At 69.1% G+C, this 22,871-nt stretch carries 19 protein-coding genes and 1 pseudogene; 12 read left to right on the forward strand and 8 right to left on the reverse strand.

From position 1 onward, the window contains the following. Window positions 1-27: 27 nt before the first annotated feature. The 3 genes from JW364_RS11125 to JW364_RS11135 all read right to left on the reverse strand — a co-directional run bounded on the left by JW364_RS11125 (window position 28) and on the right by JW364_RS11135 (window position 2,962). Window positions 28-594, reverse strand: coding sequence for an FMN-binding protein (locus JW364_RS11125; protein WP_139114203.1), 567 nt, complete (start codon window positions 592-594; stop codon window positions 28-30). 65 nt (window positions 595-659) lie between these two features. Beyond that, window positions 660-2,411 (reverse strand): substrate-binding domain-containing protein, encoded by a 1,752-nt coding sequence (locus tag JW364_RS11130; RefSeq protein WP_058251573.1) that lies wholly within the window; start codon window positions 2,409-2,411, stop codon window positions 660-662. 113 nt (window positions 2,412-2,524) lie between these two features. Next, window positions 2,525-2,962, reverse strand: coding sequence for an SRPBCC family protein (locus JW364_RS11135; protein WP_058251681.1), 438 nt, complete (start codon window positions 2,960-2,962; stop codon window positions 2,525-2,527). On the opposite strand from JW364_RS11135, the gene JW364_RS11140 reads away from it, so the two are divergent. Then, window positions 2,940-3,560, forward strand: a complete 621-nt coding sequence (locus JW364_RS11140) for a DNA-3-methyladenine glycosylase (RefSeq protein ID WP_068972049.1) — start codon at window positions 2,940-2,942, stop codon at window positions 3,558-3,560. The genes JW364_RS11135 and JW364_RS11140 overlap by 23 nt on opposite strands. A 12-nt stretch (window positions 3,561-3,572) precedes the next feature. Here the strand turns inward: JW364_RS11140 and JW364_RS11145 are convergent, their stop codons facing one another. Genes JW364_RS11145 through JW364_RS11155 form a run of 3 tightly spaced genes read right to left on the reverse strand, consistent with a single transcriptional unit; the run spans window position 3,573 to window position 7,617 of the window. Then, window positions 3,573-3,869 carry an antitoxin gene (locus tag JW364_RS11145; RefSeq protein ID WP_068972033.1) on the reverse strand — a complete coding sequence of 99 codons (297 nt, stop codon included), beginning with the start codon at window positions 3,867-3,869 and terminating at the stop codon, window positions 3,573-3,575. Window positions 3,870-3,922: 53 nt separating this feature from the next. Further along, window positions 3,923-6,436, reverse strand: a complete 2,514-nt coding sequence (locus JW364_RS11150) for an HAD-IC family P-type ATPase (RefSeq protein ID WP_068972050.1) — start codon at window positions 6,434-6,436, stop codon at window positions 3,923-3,925. Further along, window positions 6,433-7,617, reverse strand: a complete 1,185-nt coding sequence (locus tag JW364_RS11155) for an MBL fold metallo-hydrolase (RefSeq protein ID WP_165630381.1) — start codon at window positions 7,615-7,617, stop codon at window positions 6,433-6,435. The genes JW364_RS11150 and JW364_RS11155 overlap by 4 nt, the downstream gene beginning before the upstream one ends. 194 nt (window positions 7,618-7,811) lie before the next feature. Here JW364_RS11155 and JW364_RS11160 point away from each other — a divergent pair, with 194 nt between their 5' ends. Genes JW364_RS11160 through JW364_RS11170 form a run of 3 tightly spaced genes read left to right on the forward strand, consistent with a single transcriptional unit; the run spans window position 7,812 to window position 11,024 of the window. Continuing rightward, complete coding sequence (locus tag JW364_RS11160; RefSeq protein ID WP_165630382.1) at window positions 7,812-8,435, forward strand: TetR/AcrR family transcriptional regulator; 624 nt, start codon at window positions 7,812-7,814, stop codon at window positions 8,433-8,435. Continuing rightward, a complete protein-coding gene (locus JW364_RS11165) occupies window positions 8,419-9,705 on the forward strand; it encodes an alanine racemase (RefSeq protein ID WP_205334517.1) in 1,287 nt (428 codons plus the stop codon). Before JW364_RS11160 ends, JW364_RS11165 begins: the two co-directional genes overlap by 17 nt. Further along, window positions 9,693-11,024: a D-arabinono-1,4-lactone oxidase gene (locus JW364_RS11170; RefSeq protein ID WP_165630383.1), complete on the forward strand. Its 1,332-nt coding sequence runs from the start codon at window positions 9,693-9,695 to the stop codon at window positions 11,022-11,024. The genes JW364_RS11165 and JW364_RS11170 overlap by 13 nt, the downstream gene beginning before the upstream one ends. On the opposite strand, the gene JW364_RS24145 is transcribed toward JW364_RS11170, so the two are convergent. Both JW364_RS24145 and JW364_RS24510 read right to left on the reverse strand, forming a co-directional pair. Next, window positions 11,021-11,197, reverse strand: a complete 177-nt coding sequence (locus JW364_RS24145; RefSeq protein ID WP_223259019.1) for an L-serine ammonia-lyase, iron-sulfur-dependent, subunit alpha — start codon at window positions 11,195-11,197, stop codon at window positions 11,021-11,023. The two genes, JW364_RS11170 and JW364_RS24145, sit on opposite strands and share 4 nt — an antisense overlap. A gap of 118 nt (window positions 11,198-11,315) precedes the next feature. After that, window positions 11,316-11,858 (reverse strand): annotated as a pseudogene (locus JW364_RS24510) (serine dehydratase beta chain); the annotation flags it as partial. Window positions 11,859-12,024: 166 nt separating this feature from the next. Here JW364_RS24510 and JW364_RS11180 point away from each other — a divergent pair. From JW364_RS11180 to JW364_RS11215, 8 genes are read left to right on the forward strand one after another with little or no spacing between them, the layout of a single operon-like run. After that, complete coding sequence (locus tag JW364_RS11180; protein WP_205333576.1) at window positions 12,025-13,341, forward strand: aromatic ring-hydroxylating dioxygenase subunit alpha; 1,317 nt, start codon at window positions 12,025-12,027, stop codon at window positions 13,339-13,341. An 8-nt stretch (window positions 13,342-13,349) separates the two neighbouring features. Next, window positions 13,350-14,423, forward strand: coding sequence for a hybrid-cluster NAD(P)-dependent oxidoreductase (locus JW364_RS11185; protein WP_068972038.1), 1,074 nt, complete (start codon window positions 13,350-13,352; stop codon window positions 14,421-14,423). Between the two features lie 13 nt (window positions 14,424-14,436). Further along, a complete protein-coding gene (locus tag JW364_RS11190) occupies window positions 14,437-15,696 on the forward strand; it encodes a sarcosine oxidase subunit beta family protein (RefSeq protein WP_065630784.1) in 1,260 nt (419 codons plus the stop codon). 25 nt (window positions 15,697-15,721) lie between these two features. Next, complete coding sequence (locus JW364_RS11195; protein WP_065630783.1) at window positions 15,722-16,030, forward strand: sarcosine oxidase subunit delta; 309 nt, start codon at window positions 15,722-15,724, stop codon at window positions 16,028-16,030. Further along, complete coding sequence (locus JW364_RS11200) at window positions 16,027-18,864, forward strand: 2Fe-2S iron-sulfur cluster-binding protein (RefSeq protein ID WP_068972039.1); 2,838 nt, start codon at window positions 16,027-16,029, stop codon at window positions 18,862-18,864. Before JW364_RS11195 ends, JW364_RS11200 begins: the two co-directional genes overlap by 4 nt. Beyond that, window positions 18,857-19,456, forward strand: coding sequence for a sarcosine oxidase subunit gamma (locus JW364_RS11205; RefSeq protein ID WP_068972040.1), 600 nt, complete (start codon window positions 18,857-18,859; stop codon window positions 19,454-19,456). Before JW364_RS11200 ends, JW364_RS11205 begins: the two co-directional genes overlap by 8 nt. Before the next feature lie 9 nt (window positions 19,457-19,465). Further along, entirely contained in the window at window positions 19,466-20,314 is an 849-nt protein-coding gene (gene purU / locus JW364_RS11210; protein ID WP_068972041.1) for a formyltetrahydrofolate deformylase, read from the forward strand. A gap of 57 nt (window positions 20,315-20,371) precedes the next feature. Further along, window positions 20,372-22,828, forward strand: coding sequence for an FAD-dependent oxidoreductase (locus JW364_RS11215; RefSeq protein ID WP_068972042.1), 2,457 nt, complete (start codon window positions 20,372-20,374; stop codon window positions 22,826-22,828). Window positions 22,829-22,871 lie beyond the last annotated feature (43 nt).

The following is a 22,871-nucleotide window of genomic DNA, read 5'->3' on the forward strand; positions in this document are numbered from 1 at the left end:
CCCAGTGGTGCGCGGTGCCGACGGAGGTCAGGCCTGCGCCTCCTGTTTGATCTGTTCGATCGCCTCGTTGAAACCGCCGGAGGTGAGCGACGAGCCGGACACCTTGTCGACCTCGATCTCGTCGATGTTCTTGCCCACCACGACGTCGGAGATGCCGCCGGCGAACTTGCCCTGGTACTCGAGCGACGGGCCCTTGGTCTGGCTGGTGTCCACCGACACGGCGGTGATGACCGAGTTCGACAACGTGACGGTGACCCCGACGCTCTGCGGACCACCCGGCGAGATGTACTCACCGCGCGCCGTGTACTCGCCGTCCTCGTACTCGCCGGAGCCCGCGTCGGCGGCCTCGGTGGCAGCGGAGCTGCCCGTCGCGGCGCCGGTCGTCGTGCCGGTGGCCGAGTCGTCCGACCCGGAGTCCTCGGACGAGCATGCGCCCGCCACGAGTCCGACCACCGCCATCGCCGCGACCACCCCGCCGGTGCGGGCGAGGACGGACGATCCCCGCGGGCTGCGGGACGGGCGCGAAGAACCGGGGCCCGGTTCGGCGATCGTGCTCGGGTCGAGGGTCTCGGTTGGCTCTGGGGTGTGCGTCATGCACCAATTGTGCCGATTGCGCGGCCATTGGTCCCGGCGACGGCCGCGGCGCGTTCCGAACGGTCTCAGCGTCCCGCGGCTGCGACCCTCGCCTGGATGGCGTCGACGAAGACGGTGCGGATGTCGGCCGCGTTCTCCGCGACGTAGGTGGTGCCACCCGTGGCCTCGGCGATCTGCTTCAGCGCATCGGAGTCGGCATCGTCGGAGATACCGATCGTCAGCACCAGCACCGGTCGTGCCGGATCCTCCAGGCGCTTCAGTTCGGCGAGCAGATTGTCGAGCGTGATGCTGTCCGGGTCCTCGTTCTGACCGTCGGTCATGATGATGACGCTGTTGGAGTAGTTCGGGTCGTAGGTGTCCTGCACCTTCTTGAATGCCGCGAGGGTCGTGTCGTAGAGACCCGTCCCGCCCCCGAGGTCCGACAACCCCTCTTCGACGGCCCGGCCGAGCGCGTCCCGATGCGTACCGCTCCCCGAGCGGGCATCGAGGCGGCGGATCGGGGCGAGCTCCTCCCAGTCCTGTCCGGGCCCGCCCTTGTTCACGCTGAACGCCCAGCCGCCGATCATCGTGTTGTTGGGGAAGAGCTTGAGTCCGGTCTGGGAGGCGTCGATGAGCAGGTCCGCCCGGGTGGTGCCGCCGGCCGGTGTCTCCATCGAGCCGGAGGTGTCCTGGACGACCAGCGAGCGGATCGGCACACCAAGTACCTGCCACTGCCGCAATGCCTTGTCGACGGACGACGGGTCGCGCAGCTCCAGTTCCTTGACCGGCTGACCGACACCGTTTCCGTCGGTGTCGCGGTATCCCGAGTCGGCCAGCGCTGCGCGACCGGCATCGGTGTTCAGCGCGGTGACGAGGGCCGCCCCGGCGTCGGCGGCCGCCTGCTGGCGCGCCGCGGGAGCCGTGTTGACCAGCGGATAGTCGAGCATGACCGTGCCCGCCGCGGGGATCGTCGACGTCAACTGCGAACCCTGGTGCGTGCGCATGAACAGATCGAACTGTTGCTCGGTGGTGACCACCGGGACGCCCGAGGTGTTGGCCAGGTTCAGACGCGTGCCCTCGTTGTCGTTGGCCAGGCGCGCATTGTTCTGCTGGATGGCGAGGATGGTCATCGCCTCGGTGAAGTCCTCGTCGGCGAGCTCGCCGGAGTCGACCGCGGCGAGAGCACCGATGATCGGGGCGTCGCCGGTGCTGGTGTCCACCGGGCTGCCGGTTCGCAGATCAGGCAACTTCATGACCTCGACCCAGGTGCCCAGCTCGGGTACGTCGGTGCCGGCGACGACGGTCGGGGTCGACGCGATCGACGGCGACACCATATCGAGGTCACGACGCACCTGGGTCGTCACCCGGCGAGCCTGCACCTGCGAGTCCGCGACCCAGAGGTCCGGAGCCGCTGCACCCTGGGTGAGCAGGCCGGGCACATCCGCACCCGCGGCCGTCTGCACGTCGTAGTCGAAACACGAGTCCGCGGACGCCTGCCGCGCCACCTCGCGCAGCGGACCGGTCATCGCCGAGTCCGACGCGACGGCGACCCGGGTCCGGTCCCCGCAGCCACCCGCACCCGTCTGCCAAATGATGACGCCGGTCACCAGGGCTACGACGACCAGCAGGACCGCACCCGCCCACAGCCATCCCCCGCGGCGGCCCCCATCGGTGTTGCGGTGCTCGAAGCCGAAGTCGTCATCGCTTCCCGACCGGGCATCGTTCGACCTGCCTCTGTCCGATGAAGTCTGGGCGCGTGGCGGAACCGCCCCACCCGACCGGTCGTTCCCGTTCCACTCGTTTCCGGCGCGATCGGCGCCGGAGCTGTGACGCCCCATTGTTCTTTTCCCGTTCCCCTCGTACGGCGGCGGTCTGCAGACCCGCCTCTCGCGTGGTCGCCGCACGACACATCGACGCATCGGCGGTCGCGGCCCGCGTGTTCACGCGTGGCTCAGCCGAACACCTCGCGGAATTTCAGCAGCGACTTACGCAGATCCCCCGACACCGCCATGGCCGCGGTCTTACCCACGGGCCCGATCAGCGGCAGCCCACCCAGATCAACAGTGAAGGTTACTTCCGATCCGCTGGAAGTGGGAGCGATGCCCAGATCCAGCTTCGCCTTGACCCCGCCTTTGCCGTTGCCCTTGAGGCGGACGTGCGAGACCGGCTCGAACTTCTCGACCACCCAGTCGAAGCGGACGCGGGTGCCTTTGACCCGCACGATCGAGGAGACCTCGGTGCCCTTGCGAAGGTCGGCGGACGCCGGGATCGGGCTGCGCCACGTCTCGTGGATCACCAGCCATTCGCTGTACCGCGAGAGATCCGATGCCGCGGCCCAGGTATCTTCCGGTGACAGATCAACGCCGATGGAGTCACTCGTCTTCGCCATGACCCAAGAGAGTAGTGCCCCCGCCTCCGCCGCCGAACAGGCACGTTCGCTGCTGGGCTCGCGGGTGACCGGGCACGGGGTGACGATCCGGCTGACCGAGGTTGAGGCGTACGCCGGTCCCGACGACCCGGCGTCGCATGCCTACACCCGAACCGCCCGCTCGGAGATCATGTACGGGCCCCCGGGACGGTTGTACGTCTATCGCATCCACGGCCACCATTGCGCGAACGTCGTCGTCGCCGGGCCGGGACCCGCTGCGGCGGTGTTGCTGCGCGCGGGCGCGGTGGTCGACGGCGTCGACCTCGCACGCGCCCGGCGCGGTGCGACGCGCTCGGGGCCGGTCCCCGACGCCAAGCTCGCCAGCGGGCCGGGCAACCTGTGCCGCGCCCTCGGGATCACGATGGCCGACCTCGACACCGATCTCGCCGACCCGTCGACCCCGGTCACCCTCGACCCCGGGGCACCGCTTCCGGGGGAACGCGTCGTCGCGGGGCCTCGGGTCGGGGTCCGCCGCGCTGCCGACCTGGCGTGGCGGTTCTGGATCGACGCCGAACCCACGGTGTCGGCGTATCGCCGACATCCGCGGGCGCAGCTCTGAGAACTACTCGGACTACCGCTGCGGGTGCTGCGGCTGCTGGGGGTCCTGCGGCCGGGGATTCTGGGGCTGCGGGCTCTGCTGACCCGGTAGCGGCTCCCCGGGGTTGGTGGGATTGGTCGGCGGAGTCTGTCCCGGATTTCCCTGTCCCGGCGCGCCGACGGCCTTGCGCACGGCATCCTGCGCCTTGTCCACCTGACCCGAGTACTTGTTCTTGGTGACCTTGTCGATGGCGTCGCCGCCTTTCTCGATCAGGCTCGGATTCTTCTGCAGCGTGGCCCTGGCCTTGTTGACGAGTCCCTTGAGATCCATGACGTCTCCTCTGATCGACGTGCCGGACACCTTCCGGCCACTTGCCGCAGATTCTATCGGTCGGACGTGAGCACCCCGCTGACCTGCGCTTCGTCCCCGTGCTGATCGTTGTCATGCGTGGCGACCCATCGGGGCGCCACCCGCGAGACGACCTCGACACACGCGATGCCGACCGCCGCCGAGAGCAGGGCCACCGTGTTCATCCCCCAGTTCGACGAGTCGAGCCGGAACAGGTCCTGGGTGAACGGCCACGCGAAGATCAGCACGTATGCGGCAGCGGAGACCGCGAGGAGCACCGCCTTCCACCAGTTGTACGGGCGGGCGACCACGGCGAGCACGTAGACCGCGACCGCGATCAGCGTCATCAGCGCCGCGGTGGCGGCCTGGGTCTGCGCCGGCGAGAGGTCGACCGCATCCCCGCCGACCTCGACCCCGGCGCCGCCGGGGTTGACGATCACGTAGGTCACGAAGGTGCACAGGCCGACGATGATGCCGTTGGGCACGGCGCTGAGCAGCACCCGCCGTACGAAACCACGCCGGGCCCGCTCGTTGTTGGGGGCCAGCGACAGCACGAACGCCGGGATGCCGATGGTGAACCACGCCGAGATGGTCACGTGGATCGGCTGGAACGGATAGCTGAGCGGGTCGGACCCGAACAGCGCGCCGAGGAGTCCGCCGACGCCGACGAACAGCGCGAGCAACACCGCATACACGGTCTTGGTCAGGAACAGGTTGGAGACGCGTTCGATGTTGCCGATCACACGCCGACCTTCGCCCACCACATACGGCAGGGTCGCGAACTTGTTGTCCAGCAACACGATCTGGGCCACCGACCGGGCGGCGGAGCTGCCCGAGCCCATCGCCACGCCGATGTCGGCGTCCTTGAGCGCGAGGACGTCGTTGACTCCGTCGCCGGTCATCGCGACGGTGTTGTCCCGCGATTGCAGCGCCTTCACCATGGCCCGCTTCTGATCCGGCCGGACCCGCCCGAACGTGACGCCCCGTTCGACGACGTCGGCGAGTTCGCCCGTCTCCGAGGGCAACTCGCGCGCGTCGACCGAGGACTCGGCCGATCCGAGCCCCAGCGACGCGGCGACCGCCCCCACCGACCGGGCGTTGTCCCCGGAGATGACCTTCACCGCGACATGCTGCTGGTCGAAGTACTCGATCGTGCCGCGCGCATCGGGCCGGACCCGTTGTTCGAGCACCACGAGTGCGACCGGGAAGACGGTCCCCGGTGCGACCTGACCCGGCGCGGGCTCGGTGTCGACGGGGACGTCGGTGCACGCCAGCAGCAGGACACGGAGTCCGGCGGCGCCGATGTCGGAGGCGAGACGGGCCGTCTCGCCCTGCGGGTCGAGCAGGACGTCGGGCGCACCGATGAGCCAGTGCCCGTCGTCGATCCCGGCGGTCGGGCCGGCCCCGCTCCCGCGGAACGACATCCCGCTCCACTTGGTGGCCGAGGTGAACGGTTTGATGGCCGTCACCGCCCAGTCGGGCGCGACCGGATGCGCCTCGGCGACCGCGATCATGCTGGCGTTGGGCCGCGGATCGTGTGCGGCGAGCGCGGCCAGCACCTGTCCCGCGGTCTCGGCGGGCACCGTTCCGAGGGAACGCACCTCGGCCAGCCGCATCCCGTTCTCGGTCAGGGTGCCGGTCTTGTCCGCACAGACCACATTGACGCGCGCGAGCCCTTCGATGGCCGGGAGTTCGTTCACCAGACACTGTCGCTGACCCAGCCGCACCACACCCACCGCGAAGGCGATCGAGGTCATCAGGACGAGCCCCTCGGGCACCATCGGCACCAGCGCGGCGACCATGCCGAGCAGGGACCGCCGCAACCCGTTGTCGCTGACGAAGAGTTGGTTGACGATGGTCAGGACGCCGGCGGGGATCAGCAACCAGGTGATCACCCGCAGGATCTGGTCGATGCCGGAGCGCAACTCGGAGGAGACCAGCGTGAACTTCGACGCCTCGGCCGCGAGCTGGGCCGCGTAGGCATCGGCGCCGACCTTGGTGGCGCGGTACGCGCCACCGCCGGCGACCACGAAGCTGCCCGACAGCACCGCGTCTCCCGGGTCCTTGTCGATCGGGTCGGCCTCGCCGGTGAGCAGTGACTCGTCGACGTCGAGGGCGATGGCCTCGACGACCTCGCCGTCGACGACGATCTGATCGCCGGCACCGATCTCGATGATGTCGTCGAGCACCACCTCGTCCGGCGGTACCTCGGTGACCTCGCCATCGCGCCGGACCCGGGGTCGGGTCTGGCCGACGATCGCGAGCTTGTCGAGCGTCCGCTTGGCCCGGACCTCCTGGATGATGCCGATCCCGGAATTGGCGATGATCAGCAGTCCGAACAGGCCGTTGATGAGCGATCCGGTGAACACCACGATCGCGAACAGCACCCCGAGAATCGCGTTGATCCGGGTGAAGACATTCGCGCGGACGATGTCGGCCACACTGCGGCCGGACCGGTCGGGCAGCGCGTTGACCTGGCCGGCCGCGACCCGCTGCGCCACCTCGGTCGCGGTCAGGCCGGCGTCCGCGATCTCCGTCGGCGAGCTCACGCCGAAGCCTCCCACCAATTGGGTTGTGCCACACCGCTACCGGTCCGCGTTGTCAGGTCGATCGAACCGCCCGGTTGCGGCACCAGGATCGTCGGCTTGTCCGGCCCGGCGTCCGCCTGCAACCGCGCGATGGGCTCCCCCCAGGGATGGCGCGCGAGGTTGAACGTGCCCCAGTGGATCGGGATGAAGACCGAGTCGGATCCCGTACCGGGCGAGACCATCCGGTGGATCGACAGGGCCTCCTCGGGGTTCACGTGGATGTCCGGCCACATCACGTCGTAGGCTCCGACGGCGATGAGGGTGAGGTCGAACGGGCCGAGTCGGTCGCCGACATCGGCGAAGCGCTCGCTGTGGCCGGTGTCCCCGGAGAAGAAGACCTTGTGCTCCCGTCCGGTGATCGCCCAGCTGCCCCACTGGGTGAGGTTCCGCTCCAGCCACCGCCCCGAGAAGTGTCGCGCCGGACCGCAGGTGAACCGCAGCTCGCCCGCGCCGGTCGGCACCACCACCTCATCCCACCAATCCGCCTGCCGGATGCGATCTTCCGCGATCCCCCAGGAGGCCAGGTGCGCGCCGACCCCGATCGTCGTGACGAACACCGCGTCGGGCTGGGTGTCGGCGATCGTGACGACGGTGTCCATGTCGAGATGGTCGTAGTGGTCGTGACTGATCAGGACGACGTCGAGTGGCGGCAACTGTGACGGCGCCAGTGGGGCGGAGTGCATGCGTCCGGGCCCGACGAGTTGGCTGGGCGAGCAGCGGCGGCTGAGGACCGGATCGGTGATGACCCGCGCGCCGTCGATGTCGACGACGGCGGTGGCGTGGCCGAGCCAGGTGACGGCGAGGTCGCCGGGGGCCTCGAAGCGTGGGACCGTCACCATGACCGGTCGGCGCGGCCGGCCGGGCCGCCGGGCCATGTCGGTGAGGACCTGCAGGCTCGGATCGGCGATCGACGGGGGTTCCGGGTTGACGAAGGCGCCGTTCCGCAGATGCGGGCTCCGCCGCACGTGCGGCGCTATCTGGTCGCGGGAGGCGCCCAGCGCGCGGGCGGGACCGAGTCCCTCGGCGGCGAGCCGCGCCACGACGGCGTCGGACACCGCCACTCCCGCCGAACCCGCACGCGCGAGGACGTCGCGGCGCAGGTCGTTGGTGCCTTTTCTACCGGTCGTGGAGGTCACGTTCACACAGTAGTGCGTTCGGTGGCGTCACCCCGGGCAGACGGCGGTCGCGCCGTGCGGCGCACGCCTCCCGACCGTCGCCGGTGTGATCTGCGATTTCTTCCGGGTGAACGGCATTATGCGCCTCACCGGCACTGATAGGCTGCGGCGTATTGTCCACCCGAGCATGCGCCGGCGCATGTGGTCAGGAAGATACCGCAGTGGCACGGATGTCCGTCGACCAACGTCGAAGCGCGCTTCTCGAATCGGCGTACCGTGTGATCGCCGACCATGGGGTCGAGGGCGCGACCACGCGTCGCATCTGCGCCCACGCCGGCATGCCGCTCGCAAGTTTCCACTATGCCTTCGAGAGTCGCACCGCACTGTTGTGTGCGGTCATGGAGACGGCGGTCCCCACCGACATCGAGCGCATGCTGCACGCGGTGCTGCCCGCCGCCGACTACGGACCCGAGCCGGGCGTGGAGACGATGCGGTCGAGCATGGTGAGCCAGTTCCACGCGTTCTACGACCTGCTCAAAGCCGATCCCGGCCGGATGCAGGCGACCATCGCACTCGGCATCTACGCGCACAATCACCCGGAGCTGCAGCAGGTCGGCAAACACATGTACGAGCAGCTCTACCGGGTGGCCTCGGCCGGACTGCAGTCGATGGCCGACCTGACGCCCATGGAATGGATGACGCCGGTCGAGGACCTCGGTCCGCTGATCATCGCGGCGACGAACTCGATCACGCTCGTCTACCTCAGCACCGCCGACGACAAGGTCGTCGACGCGATCATCCGCTCGATCACCGATCAGCTCATGACCCATGTCAGCTTCGGGTGAGGCGCCCGACGCGGCACCGGTGACGCCGACGCCCGCGCCGTGGCTGAGTGATCCCGAATCCTATTGGGCGGCAATTGATCAAGCGGTCGCCGACGCGGGACTCGACGCACCGGTCCTCGCACTCGACCGGGCCGCCCTGGAGCACAACGTCGCCGATCTCACGCGTCGGTCGGCGGGTGTCCCGATCCGCCTGGCCACGAAATCCGTCCGTGTCCGCTCGGTCATCGACGACATCACCGCGCGCGCCGGTTTCGCGGGGGTGCTCGCCTACGACGTCGCCGAGGCACACTGGCTCGCCACGACCTCGGGGATCGACGACGTGCTGATGGGATACCCCAGTGTGCGGCGGGATGCACTGGCGGCCTTGGCCGCCGACGAGGTCGCGACCCGTCGGGTGAGCGTGCTCGCCGATTCCGTCGACCAACTCGACCTCATCGACGCCGTCGTGCCTCCGTCCGCCCGGCCGCCGATCCGCGTCGCGATCGACCTCGACGCGTCGTACCGTCTACTGGGCGGGCGGGTGCACATCGGGGTTCGCCGCTCGCCGGTGCACTCCCGTCGTGACGCACTGGAGCTGGCACGGATCATCGTGGCACGGGCCGGCTTCGATCTCGTCGGGGTCATGTCCTACGAGGCACAGGTGGCCGGGGTGGCCGATGCGGCGCCCGGTAAGGCGTTGGCCAACCGGGCGATTCGCGCGATGCAACGACGTTCGATGGCCGAGTTGCGCCGTCGCCGCGGCAAGGTGATCGACGACGTGCGCCGGATCGCCGACCTGGAGTTCGTCAACGGAGGCGGCACCGGTTCCCTCGAGGAGACCGCGCGCGACCGCTCGGTCACCGACATCGCCGCGGGCAGCGGCCTGTTCGGCGGCCACCTGTTCGACGGGTACGCGCGGTTCCGTCCCGCCCCCGCGCTGTCCTTCGGTCTCGACGTCGTCCGCCGCCCGGCGCCCGGCGTCGTGACCTGCGCGGGCGGCGGTTGGATCGCGTCCGGCCCGCCCGCTGCCGACCGGTTGCCCACACCCGTGTGGCCGCACGGACTCACCTACGTCGGTACCGAGTCCGCCGGCGAGGTGCAGACCCCGCTGCGAGGTGCGGTCGCGGACGAGATCGACGTCGGGAGTCGGGTGTGGTTCCGGCACACCAAGTCCGGCGAGGTGTGCGAACGAGCGCGCGAGGTCGCGATCATCGGCCGCGACGACGCCGGGCACGCGGTGGTCGATGAGGTCGTACCGACCTACCGAGGAGAGGGCAGGTGCTTCCTGTGAGCAGGACCGCTGAGCGTTCGGCGCCCGGCTGGCGCAACTGGGGCGGCACCGCGGCCTGCACGCCGAACCGGGTGCGGCACCCGGCGAGTGCCGCCGAGATCGCCGACATCGTCCGGGAGACGGCCGCGCGCGGCGGCACGGTGAAGACCGTCGGCGCGGGACACAGCTTCTCCCCCATCGCCGTGGCCGACGACGTTCAACTCGACCTGTCGCGCCTGCGTGGTCTGGTCGCGGTCGACGGCCATCGAGTGACCGTGCGCGCCGGCACGCACCTGCACGAGATCCCGGGGATCCTGGCACCTTTCGGACTCGCGATGACCAATCTCGGCGACGTCGATCGTCAGACGATCGCCGGCGCCACCTCGACCGGAACCCACGGCACCGGGCTCGCCTTCGGCGGCATCAGCACCCAGATCGTCGGCGCGACCATCGTCACCGGCTCCGGCGAGATCGTCACCGTGACCGCCGACGACGCCGACATGCAGGCCGTCGCACTCGGCCTCGGCGCGCTCGGGGTCGTTGTGGAACTGACCATCGACTGTGTCGACGAGTTCCGGCTGCACGCGGTCGAGGGTCCCGAGACGGCCGATGCGGCGATCGCCGCCTTCCACGAGCGCGTCGCGACCACCGACCACCACGAGTTCTACCTGTTCCCGCACACCAATTGCGCTCTGGTGAAGACGAACACGCGGGTCGGTCCCGACGCCCCGGTCACCGGGCCGTCGCGCGTCAAGCGCTACATCGACGACGAACTGTTGAGCAACAAGGCCCTTCGTCTGCTGTGCGAGATCGGTGCGCGCGCGCCGCGATTGGTGCCGACGATCAACGGGGTCACCGGTCGCGCGCTCTCCGCACGAGAGTTCACCGACTCCTCCACCGGGGTCTTCGTCTCCGACCGCGACGTCCGGTTCCGCGAGATGGAGTACGCCGTCGACCTCGAGGCCGTGCCGGAGGCGCTGCGCGAGATCCGCGCCCTCCTCGACCGGCGCGACCACCTCGTCAGCTTCCCCATCGAGGTCCGCGCCGCCGCGGCCGATGACCTCATGCTTTCCACCGCCTCCGGACGCACCAGCGGTTACATCGCCGTACACCGTTATCACCGCGACGATCCCGCCGACTCCGATGCCTACTTCGCCGACGTCGAAGCCATCCTCACCGGTCTCGGCGGCCGGCCCCACTGGGGCAAGATGCACACCCGCGACGCCGAGTATCTACGCGGCGTCTATCCACGGTTCGACGAATTCCGTTCCGTCCGGGATCGATACGACCCGTCCCGCGTGTTCGCCAACGACTACCTGCGGCGGGTGCTGGGCGACTAGCGCCCGGCTTCAGCACTCCACCACGCTGAGCGGATCTCGGCCAGTGCACCGGCGGCCATCGCCGCCGCGGAACCCACCTCGCCCTGGCAACCCACGTCGGCACCCGAGATCGACGCCCCCGATTTGATGAGCCCGCCGATCGCACCCGCGGCCAACAGGAACCGGACGGTCACGTCGTCGGGAGCCGTAGCCGAATGGTACGTCCGTACCGACCGACGGATTGTCGGACTCGTCGTCGGTCACGACGAAACCGCCGCCGACCGAGTAATACCGTTCAGCAGGCAGTCGCGCACCGCCCCGGGTGGATGCCCGCAGTTCCATCGCGTTCGGGTGCCGCGGACGGATGACCCGCGGATGGCAACCGATGTCGTTCGCGCTGAACGGCAACTCGACCAGCCCGCCGAGTCGAATTCGCCCGGTGCGTTCCATGTCGGCGATCCGCGCCGCCTTCGTCTCGGAGCTGATGCTCTCGGGCTCGTGGCCCTCCAGACCCAGCAGCACCGCGGTCAGCGTGCCGTGTCCCGCTCCGGTGGCGGCCAGTGATCCGTAGAGGTCGACCTCGAGACGCGTCACCTCGAGGAGGTCTCCCGTCCGCGCCAGGCCGGCCACGAATCGCTGGGCGGCACGCATCGGCCCGACGGTGTGCGAACTCGACGGTCCGACGCCGACGGAGAACAGTTCGAAGACGCAGACGGTCATGATGCGACCCCTGTCGGGTAGAGCGGCCGAGCCTGGCTCTCGACGGTCCCTCGACGCCTGTGTGGCTCGTGGAGAAACGGTCGCACGTCCCGCTTGACACCGCAAGACCCGAGACGCACACTTGTTGCATAGCATGCGCGTCGTTGCGTATGACGCAACAAGTCAACAGTCCCCCAGCTTGGCCCGGCCGAATCCACGTGCCGTCCGACTGTCTCGAGATCGACTGCAATGCAGTTGATCTCGATGTAACCGCCATCCCGACAGATCCGTCACCGACCGTGCAGAGAGGCCCGCACTGCTGATGACTGCACCATTCGTCGCGCATGCCGCCACCAGGGCACCGGAAACCGGCACCCGCGCTCTGATCGCCGACCGCCGCGCAGGCGAGAGCCTGCCGGCGGAGTTCTATGTGAGCCGGGAGTTCTTCGACCTCGATGTCGACGAGATCTTCTCTCGGTCATGGATTTTCGTGGCCACCGAAGCCGAGATCACCGATCCCGGCGACTATGTCACCATCACCTTCTCGACCCGGTCGGTCATCGTCGTCCGAGACGACGACGGCCGGGTCCGGGCCCACCACAACGTGTGTCGGCATCGAGGGGCCCGCCTGCTCACCGAGCCCAGCGGATCGACCGGGACCCTGGTGTGCACCTACCACTCGTGGACCTACGGGATGGACGGGCGCCTCGAGTTCGCCGATGACCAGGCGCCCGGCTTCGACAAGTCCTGTTACTCGCTGCGCTCGGTACATGTCCGCACGATCGGCGGCCTGGTGTTCATCTGCCTGGCCGACGACCCGCCGGCCGACATCGACGAGGTCGCCGCCGTCGTCGAGCCCTATCTGACGCCGCACCGTCTCGCCGAGGCCAAGGTGGCCAAACAGGTCGACATCGTCGAAGACGGCAACTGGAAACTGACGATGGAGAACAACCGCGAGTGCTACCACTGCGGTGGCCATCCGGAACTCCTCAACGTGTTCTTCCCGACCTGGGGATACAGCGACACCGACGCCATCCCCAGCCGGTTGGCGCCGGCGTTCGACCGGTTCCACCGCGCCACCGCGGAACAGACCGAGATCTGGGACCGGCATGGCCTACCCCACACCCGGGTCGTAGAACTCGACACGCGCGCAACAGGGTTCCACATCGAGCGCGACGCACTCGACCTCGCCGGCGAGTCGTTCACCCTCGACGGCTCCGCGGCCTGCGGCCGCCTCCTCACCGACATCCCCGACGCGCGACTCGGCCGGCTGTCGATGCACCTGCAGCCCAACATGTGGCTGCACGTGACGAGCGACCACGCCGTGCTCTTCGCGGTCATCCCGGTCTCCGCCGATCAGACCCTGGTGCGCACCACCTGGCTCGTCCATCGTGACGCCGTGGAGGGCGTCGACTATGACCTCGACCAGCTCACCGGGGTCTGGGAGACGACGAATCAGCAGGACGCCGACCTCGTTGCGCTCGCGCACAGCGGCATCAGCGATCCCGCTTACGTTCCCGGCCCTTACAGTACGTCGGAGATCCAGGTCGAGGCCTTCGTCAACTGGTATGTCACGATGCTGCGCCACCGACTCGACATCCCGGCCGCCGACGGTCCTTCCGGCGCGGCGGGAGCCTGAGAGCGACCATGGCCGACAACATCTTCCTGCAGTGCGTGTCCCGCACCGACACCACCCGGGACATGGCGACGTTCACCTTCCGGGTCGCGGGCGGGTCGCCGTCGCGCTCCGCTGCCGGGGATCCGGGCGGCGACCCGGACGGCCACCGGACCTTCGTCTTCGCCCCCGGTCAGTTCCTGGCGATGACCGTGGAGATCGACGGCCGGCCCGTCCAGCGCTGTTACAGCATCTCCTCACCCCCGACCCGGCCGGGGGGCCTGTCGATCTCGGTGAAGCGCGTGACCGGGGGCCATGTCTCGAACTGGTTGCACGACAACATGGTCGAAGGCATGGTGATCGCCGCCTCCGGACCGCTGGGTCGATTCACCTACACCGCCCGTCCGGCCGAGAAGTACCTGTTCGTCTCGGCCGGGAGTGGCATCACGCCGGTGATGTCCATGCTCCGATCGGTCACCGACAGCGAGTCCCCGCTCGACATCGCCTTCGTGCACAGTGCGCGCAATGTCGACGACATCCCATTCCGGGACGAACTCGAGGAACTCGCCCGTCGGCATCCGAACGTGACACTGGCGTTCGCGGCGACGCGCATGGCCGCCGGCGACTTCCCCGACTGGACCGGACACCGCGGGCGCATCGACCGCGCGATGCTCGAACGGGTCTGCCCCGACCTCGGTGACCGCGAGGTGTTTCTCTGCGGCCCCGGGCGTTTTCGCAGCGAGGTGCGCGGCGCACTGGTGTCGGCCGGCTCGGCTCTCGCTCGGATCCACGAGGAGAGCTTCGGGTTCAGCCTGCCCACCGATGACGAGTCGGAGTCCGACACCGGCGTGGTCGTCGCTTTCTCCCGACGCGCCCGGCGGGTCACCGTGGGTCCCGGCACCACGATCCTCGCCGCCGCCGCCAAAGCGGGCGTCACCCTGCCATCGACGTGTGGTGTGGGCCTGTGCGGTTCCTGCAAGGTCCGCAAGGTCTCCGGCGACGTGGTCATGAACCACCAGGGCGGTATCCGCCCACGAGAGATCGCGCAGGGCAAGATCCTGCTCTGCTGCGCCGAACCCCTGTCCCCGGTCGTGATCGATTTCTGAGGGAGACCCGACGATGACAAGCCAGAAGACACCGCGTCCCGCGGGCCTGGCGCCCCCGGGCGCCCACCTCCCCCACCACCCCGAGTTCCTTTGGCGCGCACCAGAACCCAAGTCCTCCTACGATGTCGTCATCGTGGGAGGCGGCGGCCACGGTCTCGCCACGGCCCACTACCTCGCCCGCGTCCACGGCATCACCGATGTCGCCGTCCTGGAACGGGGTTGGCTGGCCGGCGGCAACATGGCGCGCAACACCACCCTGATCCGATCCAACTATCTCTGGGACGAGAGCGCCGGGATCTACGAGCACTCGCTGAAGCTGTGGGAGGGTCTCGAGGACGAGCTCGGATACCCCATCCTCTTCAGTCAGCGCGGCGTACTCAACCTCGCCCACACCGAACAGGATGTGCGCGACAGCATCCGGCGGGTGGAGGCCAATCGGCTGAACGGCATCGATGCCGAATGGCTGGATCCCAAGCAGGTCGCGGAGGTGTGCCCGATCGTCAACACCTCCTCCGACATCCGTTATCCGGTGCTGGGCGCGACCTTTCAACCCCGTGGCGGCATCGCCAAACACGACTACGTCGCCTGGGGTTTCGCTCGCAGCGCCAGCGATGCGGGCGTCGACATCATCCAGAACTGCGAGGTCACCGGGTTCGTCACCGACGGCGACCGGGTGGTCGGCGTCGAGACCACCCGCGGCCGCATCGCTGCGGGCACCGTCGCGCTGTGCGCCGCCGGACACACCTCGACGCTCACCGACCAGCTCGGTTTCCGGGTTCCGATCCAGAGTCATCCGCTGCAGGCCCTGGTGTCCGAACTCCTCGAGCCCATCCACCCGACCGTGGTGATGTCGAACGCGGTGCATGTCTACGTGTCCCAGGCCCACAAGGGTGAGCTGGTGATGGGCGCCGGGGTCGACTCCTACAACGGATACGGGCAGCGCGGCGCCTTCCACATCATCGAGCGTCAGATGGCTGCCGCGGTGGAGCTGTTCCCGGTGTTCGGGCGGGCCCGCCTCCTGCGGACCTGGGGCGGGATCGTCGACGTCACCCCCGACGCCTCACCCATCGTCGGTGCCACCCCGTACGAGAACCTCTACCTCAACTGTGGTTGGGGCACCGGCGGATTCAAGGCGACCCCGGGCGTCGGTTGGGCGCTGGCGCACACGATCGCCACCGGCAGCCCGCACGCCGTCAACGCACCGTTCACCCTCGACCGGTTCGTCACCGGCCGCCTCATCGACGAGCACGGCGCGGCCGCCGTCGCCCACTGAACCAGCCACCGCCGAGGACACCACGATGCAGATGATCCGCTGCCCGCACTGCGGGCCCCGTGAGGAAACCGAGTTCCACTACGGTGCCGCGGCCGGTGTCGCCTATCCCGAGCGACCCGCCGACCTCGACGACACCGCGTGGGCACACTACTTGTTCTTCCGGCCCAATCCCAAGGGGGCGATGACCGAACGGTGGTGCCACACCACCGGGTGCCGCCAGTGGTTCACCGTCGAGCGCGACACACGCACGCACGCCTTCACCGGCGAGACGGTGCCCTCGCGGTCGCCCGCCACCGCATCCCCCACCGAACCCGCATCCGGAGCAGCCCGATGAGCACCACCGACCCGAAATCCACTCCCGCTCAGCCGTTCCGGACCGGAGCCGGTGGACGCATCGACCGGAGCACGCCGATCGACTTCGTGTTCGACGGGGTCACCTACCGTGGCTACGCGGGCGACACCCTCGCGTCGGCCCTGCTCGCCAACGGGGTGCGGGTGGTCACCACCAGCGTCAACCTCGGGCGCCCGCGCGGCGTCACCGGAGCCTGGGCCGAGGACGCCACCGCGCAGGTCGGCATCGACGCCCCGTTCGTGGAACCGATGGTGCCGGCCACCACCGTCGCCCTGTGTCCCGGCCTCGTCGCCCACGGGGTACCGGGCTGGGGAAAGCTGAGCAGCACCGTCGACGACGCCCGATACGACTCGCTGCACCACCATCCGGACGTGCTCGTCGTCGGTGCGGGCGCCGCGGGCCTGATGGCGGCCCTCCATTGCGCCCGTGCCGGAGCCCACGTTCTCCTGGTCGACGAGCGCAGCGAACCTGGTGGCCGAACTCCCGGCGTCGCCTGGGTGGCCGAAGCCGTCGCCGAACTCGATTCGCACCCGCACGTCACGCACCTGACCCGTACGACTGCGTTCGGTGCCTACGACGACGGTTTCGTCCTGGCCGTCCAGCACCGCACCGACCACCTCGGCAGCGACGCCCCCGCACACCTCTCCCGGCAACGGGTGCACCGTATCCGGGCTCGTCGTCTCGTTCTCGCCACCGGCGCCCACGAGCGACCGATCGTCTTCGCCGGCAACGACGTGCCCGGGGTCATGCTGGCCGGCGCCGGCGGTGACTACCTCAGCCGCTACGGCGTCCGGGTCGGCCGGACGGCCGTGGTCTTCACCGCATGCGATTCCGCCTACACCGCGGCCTTCGCGCTCGTCGACGCCGGGGTCTCGGTTCCCGCCGTCGTCGACGTCCGCCCGGCCGTCAGCGCGGACCTGGGCGAGAACGCCCGCCGGCGCGGCATCCCGATCCTCGCGGGTACGACCGTGATCCGAGCGCACGGCACCGATGCGGTCACCGGGATCGACCTCAGCGACGGCTCGTCCCTGGTCTGCGACACCGTCCTGGTCAGTGGCGGTTGGAATCCGGCGGTGCACCTCTGGAGTCAACTGCGCGGAACCATCGCCTTCGACGACCGAGCCGCGACCTTCCTGCCCACGGGAACCGTGTCCAAGACCGAGATCGTCGGTGCCGCAGCGGGTTCGACCACCTTGGGCGACAGCCTGGCCGACGGTCGACGCGGCGCGGTGGCGACCCTCGCCGGACTCGGTATGGCGCCACCGGAGTTGCGCGCCATCCCGCGCGTCACCGAGCGGATTCCGGCCGCGCCGGCCGTCTGCTGGTACGTGCCCGGCAGTCCCGACGACGACACCCTCTCGTTCGTCGACCTCCAGCGCGACGCGACCGTCGCCGACATCGCCCGGGCGCTGGGTGCCGGGATGCGATCGGTGGAACACGTCAAGCGCTACACCACCATCGGCACCGGGCACGACCAGGGCAAGACCTCGGGCATCGTCACCTCCGGCATCGTCGCGGAGATGCTCGGCATCCCCGTGAACGACGCCGGCACCACCACCTTCCGTCCTCCGTACACCCCGGTGACCTTCGCCGCGCTCGCCGGACGTGATCGCGGCGACCGGTACGACCCGGTGCGGCGGACCCCGATCCACGACTGGCACGTCGAGCGCGGCGCCGTCTTCGAGGACGTCGGCCAGTGGAAACGGCCGCGGTACTACCCGCGTGGCGGCGAGGACATGCACGACGCGGCCCTCCGCGAATGCGCCTCCGTGCGAACGGGAGTGGGCATCCTCGACGGCTCCACCCTCGGCGTGATCGATGTCGCCGGTCCCGACGCCCCGGCCTTCCTCGACCTGCTCTACACCAACATGATGAGCACCCTCGCGGTCGGCAAGGTCCGCTACGGCGTCATGTGCGGCGCGGACGGCATGGTGTTCGACGACGGCACCGTGATGCGGATCGCCGACGACCGCTACACCGTGTACACCACGACCGGCAACGCCGCGGCCGTCCTCGACTGGATGGAGGAATGGCATCAGACCGAGTGGCCGGACCTCCGGGTGTGGATGACCTCGCTGACCGACCAGGTGGCCACGTTCCCGGTGGTCGGCCCACGCTCGCGCGACGTGGTGGGCACCGTGTTCCCCGATCTGGACGTCTCGAACGATGCGTTCGGGTTCATGACGTGGCGGGACACCACCTTTCGCGGCGTGCCCGTGCGGATCGGGCGGATCAGCTTCTCCGGGGAACTCGCCTACGAGGTGAACGTCGGGGCCGGTTATGCCCAAGCGGTGTGGCAGGCACTCATCGACGCCGGTGAACCGCACGCCATCACCCCCTACGGGACCGAGACGATGCACGTCCTGCGCGCCGAGAAGGGCTATCCCATCATCGGCCAGGACACCGACGGCACCGTCACGCCCCACGACCTCGGGATGAGCTGGGCGGTCTCGAAGAAGAAGCCGGACTTCATCGGCAAGCGATCATTCGCGCGTGAATCCGCGACGGCGCCCGACCGCAAGCACCTCGTCGGACTGCTGCCGGTCGACGGCAGCACCCGGCTCCCCGAGGGTTCGCAGATCATCTCCCACCGCGTCGACCGCACCCTGCCACCGCCGCCGGTGCCGATGCTCGGGCACGTGACGTCGAGTTACCGCAGCGCCGAGCTGGACCGCCCGTTCGCCCTTGCGCTGGTGAAGGGCGGTCGCGACCTCATCGGCAGCCGGCTCGATGTCCCCATCGGCGACACGCTGTGCGAAGTCGAGATCACCACAACCGTTTTCGTCGACGCGGAAGGAGCCCGACGCGATGGCTGACACCACCGTGCATTCTCTGCCGGACAACGGCGCCCTCGAACCGGTTTCGCCGTTGCAGCACTGGTCGGCGAGGTTCGCCGAACTGGCCCCGGCCGTACTGCTGCGCCCGACATCGGTGGCACAGACGGTGATCCGACCGACCGAACCCGCCGCGGCGGAGCAGCTCGACCTGCCCGGTGCCTGCCGGATGACGCGCGACGGGGACACCACGGTCGTCTGGCTGGGTCCCGACGAGTATCTCGCCTACGCGGCCGGCATTGCACCGCACGAGTTCGCCGCGGCGATGGCCGACCGTGCGCACGGCGGCGCGTATGTCGCCGATGCCTCCGGCCAGCGCACCCGCCTCGTCGTCGGCGGCCCGCACGCCGAGACGATCCTCGCCCACGGTTGCGCGATCGAGCTGTCGCCGAGGAGCTTCGGGCCCGACGACGTGGCCCAGACACTGCTGGCCCAGGCCGCGGTGATCGTGCATCGCGTTCCCGACGGATTCGCCCTCCTCGTCCGCAACTCCTACGCCGACTACCTCGCCGCGTGGCTCGTCGACGCCGCCACCGAGTACGCCATCGTGCCCGCTCCTTCCCCGCTGCCGTAGAGGAACCACATGTCTCATCGATTCACCCTCACCCTGCGATGCCCGTCGCGCAGCGGCGTCACGCACGCGATCAGCTCGTTCCTCTACAGCCACGGTTGCGAGGTGCTCGACCATCAGCAGTACGACGACCCGATGACCCACACCCTCTTCGTACGTACCGAATTCGCGTCCGCCCACGAGTCCGGCTCGCAGCAGCTGTCGGCGGCTTTCGATCATCTCGCCACCGGTCTGGGCGCCGAATACTCGATCAACGACCAGACACCGCAGCGGATCCTGGTGATGGTCTCTCGACTGGGGCACTGCCTCAACGACCTGATCTTCCGCTGGCGTTCGGGCACCCTCGGCGGTGAGCTGGTCGCCGTCGCCTCCAACCACGCCGATCTGGCCCCGATGACCGAATCGGCCGGCCTTCCGTTTCACCATCTACCGGTCTCCCCGGAGACCAAGCCGGCGGCCGAGAACGCGATGCTCGACCTGGTGTCGTCCTACGACGTCGATCTGGTCGTCCTCGCCCGGTACATGCAGATCATCTCCGACGAGACCTGTTCGGCCCTGCGTGGCCGGGCGATCAACATCCATCACTCGTTCCTGCCGGGGTTCAAGGGCGCCAAGCCCTATCACCAGGCGCACCAGCGCGGAGTCAAGTACGTCGGCGCCACCGCGCACTACGTGACCCCCGATCTCGACGAGGGCCCGATCATCGAGCAGGAGGTCATCCGCATCGACCACACCCACGATCCGCGCCGACTCGCCACTGTCGGCAGCGACGCCGAGGCGCTGGCCCTGTCGCGCGCCGTGCGGTGGCACAGCGAGTACCGGGTGTTGATGAACGGGACCAGCACCGTCGTCTTCACCTGACCGGCCCCGGACCCGGCTCCTACAGACCCCACACCTGCCCGAAAAGGATTGTTCCCCATGGCTGCACCGAAAGTCGTGATCGTCGGCGCCGGCATCGTCGGTACCTCACTCGCCGACGAGCTCACCGAGCGCGGTTGGACCGACGTCACCGTCCTCGACCGCGGCCCGCTCTTCGCCACAGGCGGGTCGACCTCGCATGCGCCGGGCCTCGTCTTCGCGACGAATCCGTCCAAGACGATGACCGCGCTCGCCTCCTACACGATCGAGAAGTTCTCCGCGCTCACTCATCCCGACGGCTGGTGCTTCAACCCGGTGGGCGGACTGGAAGTGGCCACCACCCCGGAACGGTGGGAGGACCTGCATCGCAAGGCCGGGTGGGCGGCCGCTCGTGGCATCGAACACCGACTCGTCGACCCCGCGGAATGCGCTGCGATGCATCCGCTCCTCGAACGCGATGCCGTCCTCGGCGGCTTGCACACGCCGAACGACGGCCTCGCGAAAGCGCTGCGCGCGGTCGAGGCCCAGGCCCGCCGCGCGATGGCGCGCGGCGTCGAGTTCCGTGGCGGACAAGAGGTCATCGACGTGGTCGAGGCCAACGGCGAGGTGCGCGGGGTGCGCACCTCGACCGGAGTCGTCGACGCCGACATCGTGGTGTGCTGCACCGGTTTCTGGGGCCGCGAATTCGGCCGCCGGGTGGGACTGACCATCCCGTTGGTACCGATGGCCCATCAATACGCGATCACCACCCCCGTCGCCTCTCGCAGGGGCGTCAACTCCGCTTTGGCCGAGGCGACGTTGCCGATCCTGCGCCACCAGGACCGCGACCTGTACTACCGCGAACACGGCGACCGGATCGGCATCGGCTATTACGGTCACCGGCCGATGCCCTCGGACGTGGGCGATCTGGACCACGACACCGCGATCACGTTGGCGGACATGCCCTCCAAGCTCATGTTCACCCCGGAGGACTTCGACGACGCGTGGCAGCACTCGGTGGCCCTTCTACCCGAACTCGGCAACGGCAAGGTCGAGGAGGGCTTCAACGGGATCTTCTCGTTCACCCCCGACGGCTATTCGGTCATGGGCGAACATCGCGACCTGGCCGGTTTCTGGGTCGCCGAGGCCGTGTGGGTGACCCACTCGGCGGGCGTCGCGAAGACGATGGCGGAGTGGATGATCGACGGCATTCCCGGTGTCGACGTCCACGAGACCGACCTGTACCGCTTCGAAGACGACGCACTCACCGACGACTTCATCCTGACCACGAGTTCGCAGGCCTTCGTGGAGGTCTACGACATCATCCACCCGCACGATCAGCGCAAGGCCCCGCGCAACGTGCGTCTCAGCCCCTTCCAAGATCGCGAGGCCGAACTCGGAGCGGAATTCTGGGAGAGCGGACTCTGGGAGCGGCCCGCCTGGTACGAGGCCAACCGTCCGCTGCTCGATCAGAAGCTCGCCGACGGGCTCGTCGTACCGGAGCGCGACAGCTGGTCGGCCCGGCACTGGTCGCCTGTCTCCGTCGCCGAGGCGGCGCATACCCGCAGCCACGTCGCGATGTACGACATGACCCCGCTGACCCGGTTCGAGCTGTCGGGTCCGGGTGCGCTCGCCCTTCTTCAACACCTCACCACCAACAAGATGGACAAGTCCGTCGGTTCGGTGACCTACACGCTGATGCTCGACGAGAAGGGCGGCATCCGTTCGGATCTGACCGTCGCCCGGCTCGCCGACGACGTGTTCCAGGTGGGCGCCAACGGTCCGCTGGACTTCGACTGGATCAACCGGCACCTCCCGGCGGACGGCTCGGTCGTCCTGCGCGACATCACCACGGCCACCTGCTGTCTCGGTCTCTGGGGCCCGCTGGCGCGCGACGTGCTGGCACCGCTCACGCCGGCCGACCTCACCAACGACGGCCTCCGCTACTTCCGTGCGCTCACCACCACCGTGGCCGGAATCCCGGTGACCCTGATGCGGGTCTCGTACGTGGGCGAACTCGGTTGGGAGATCTACACTTCCGCGGCCGACGGACCGGCGCTGTGGGACGCGGTGGCAGCGGCGGGCGATCCCCACGGCATCATCGCGGCCGGCCGGATCGCCTTCAACAGCCTGCGGATCGAGAAGGGTTATCGGGCGGCCGGTTCCGACATGACCACCGAGCACACGCCCGCTGCTGCCGGGCTCGGTTTCGCCATCCGCAAGACCGCGGACGACTTCCTCGGCCGCGCCGCCCTGGCCGAGCGTGATGCGCCGAACACGCTGCGCACCCTGCGTTTCGTCGATCCGGCGGCGGTCGTCCTGGGCAAGGAGCCGGTATCGGTGGGCGGCCGGGTCGTCGGCTACGTCACCAGCGCCGGGTGGTCGGCGACGGTCGGCGCGTGCCTGGCCTACGCCTGGTTGCCCGCCGACCTCCCCGACGACACCTCGGTCGACGTCGCCTACCAGACCACCCATCACACGGCCGTCGTCATCGCCGACCCGGTGGTCGATCCTCAGATGACCCGGATCCGGAGATGAGCGGTTCCGGGTACCCACCGACGCCCGTGACCCGCCCGGGACG

Source organism: Gordonia sp. BP-119 (genome assembly GCF_016924115.1).
Classification (GTDB): domain Bacteria; phylum Actinomycetota; class Actinomycetes; order Mycobacteriales; family Mycobacteriaceae; genus Gordonia; species Gordonia hongkongensis.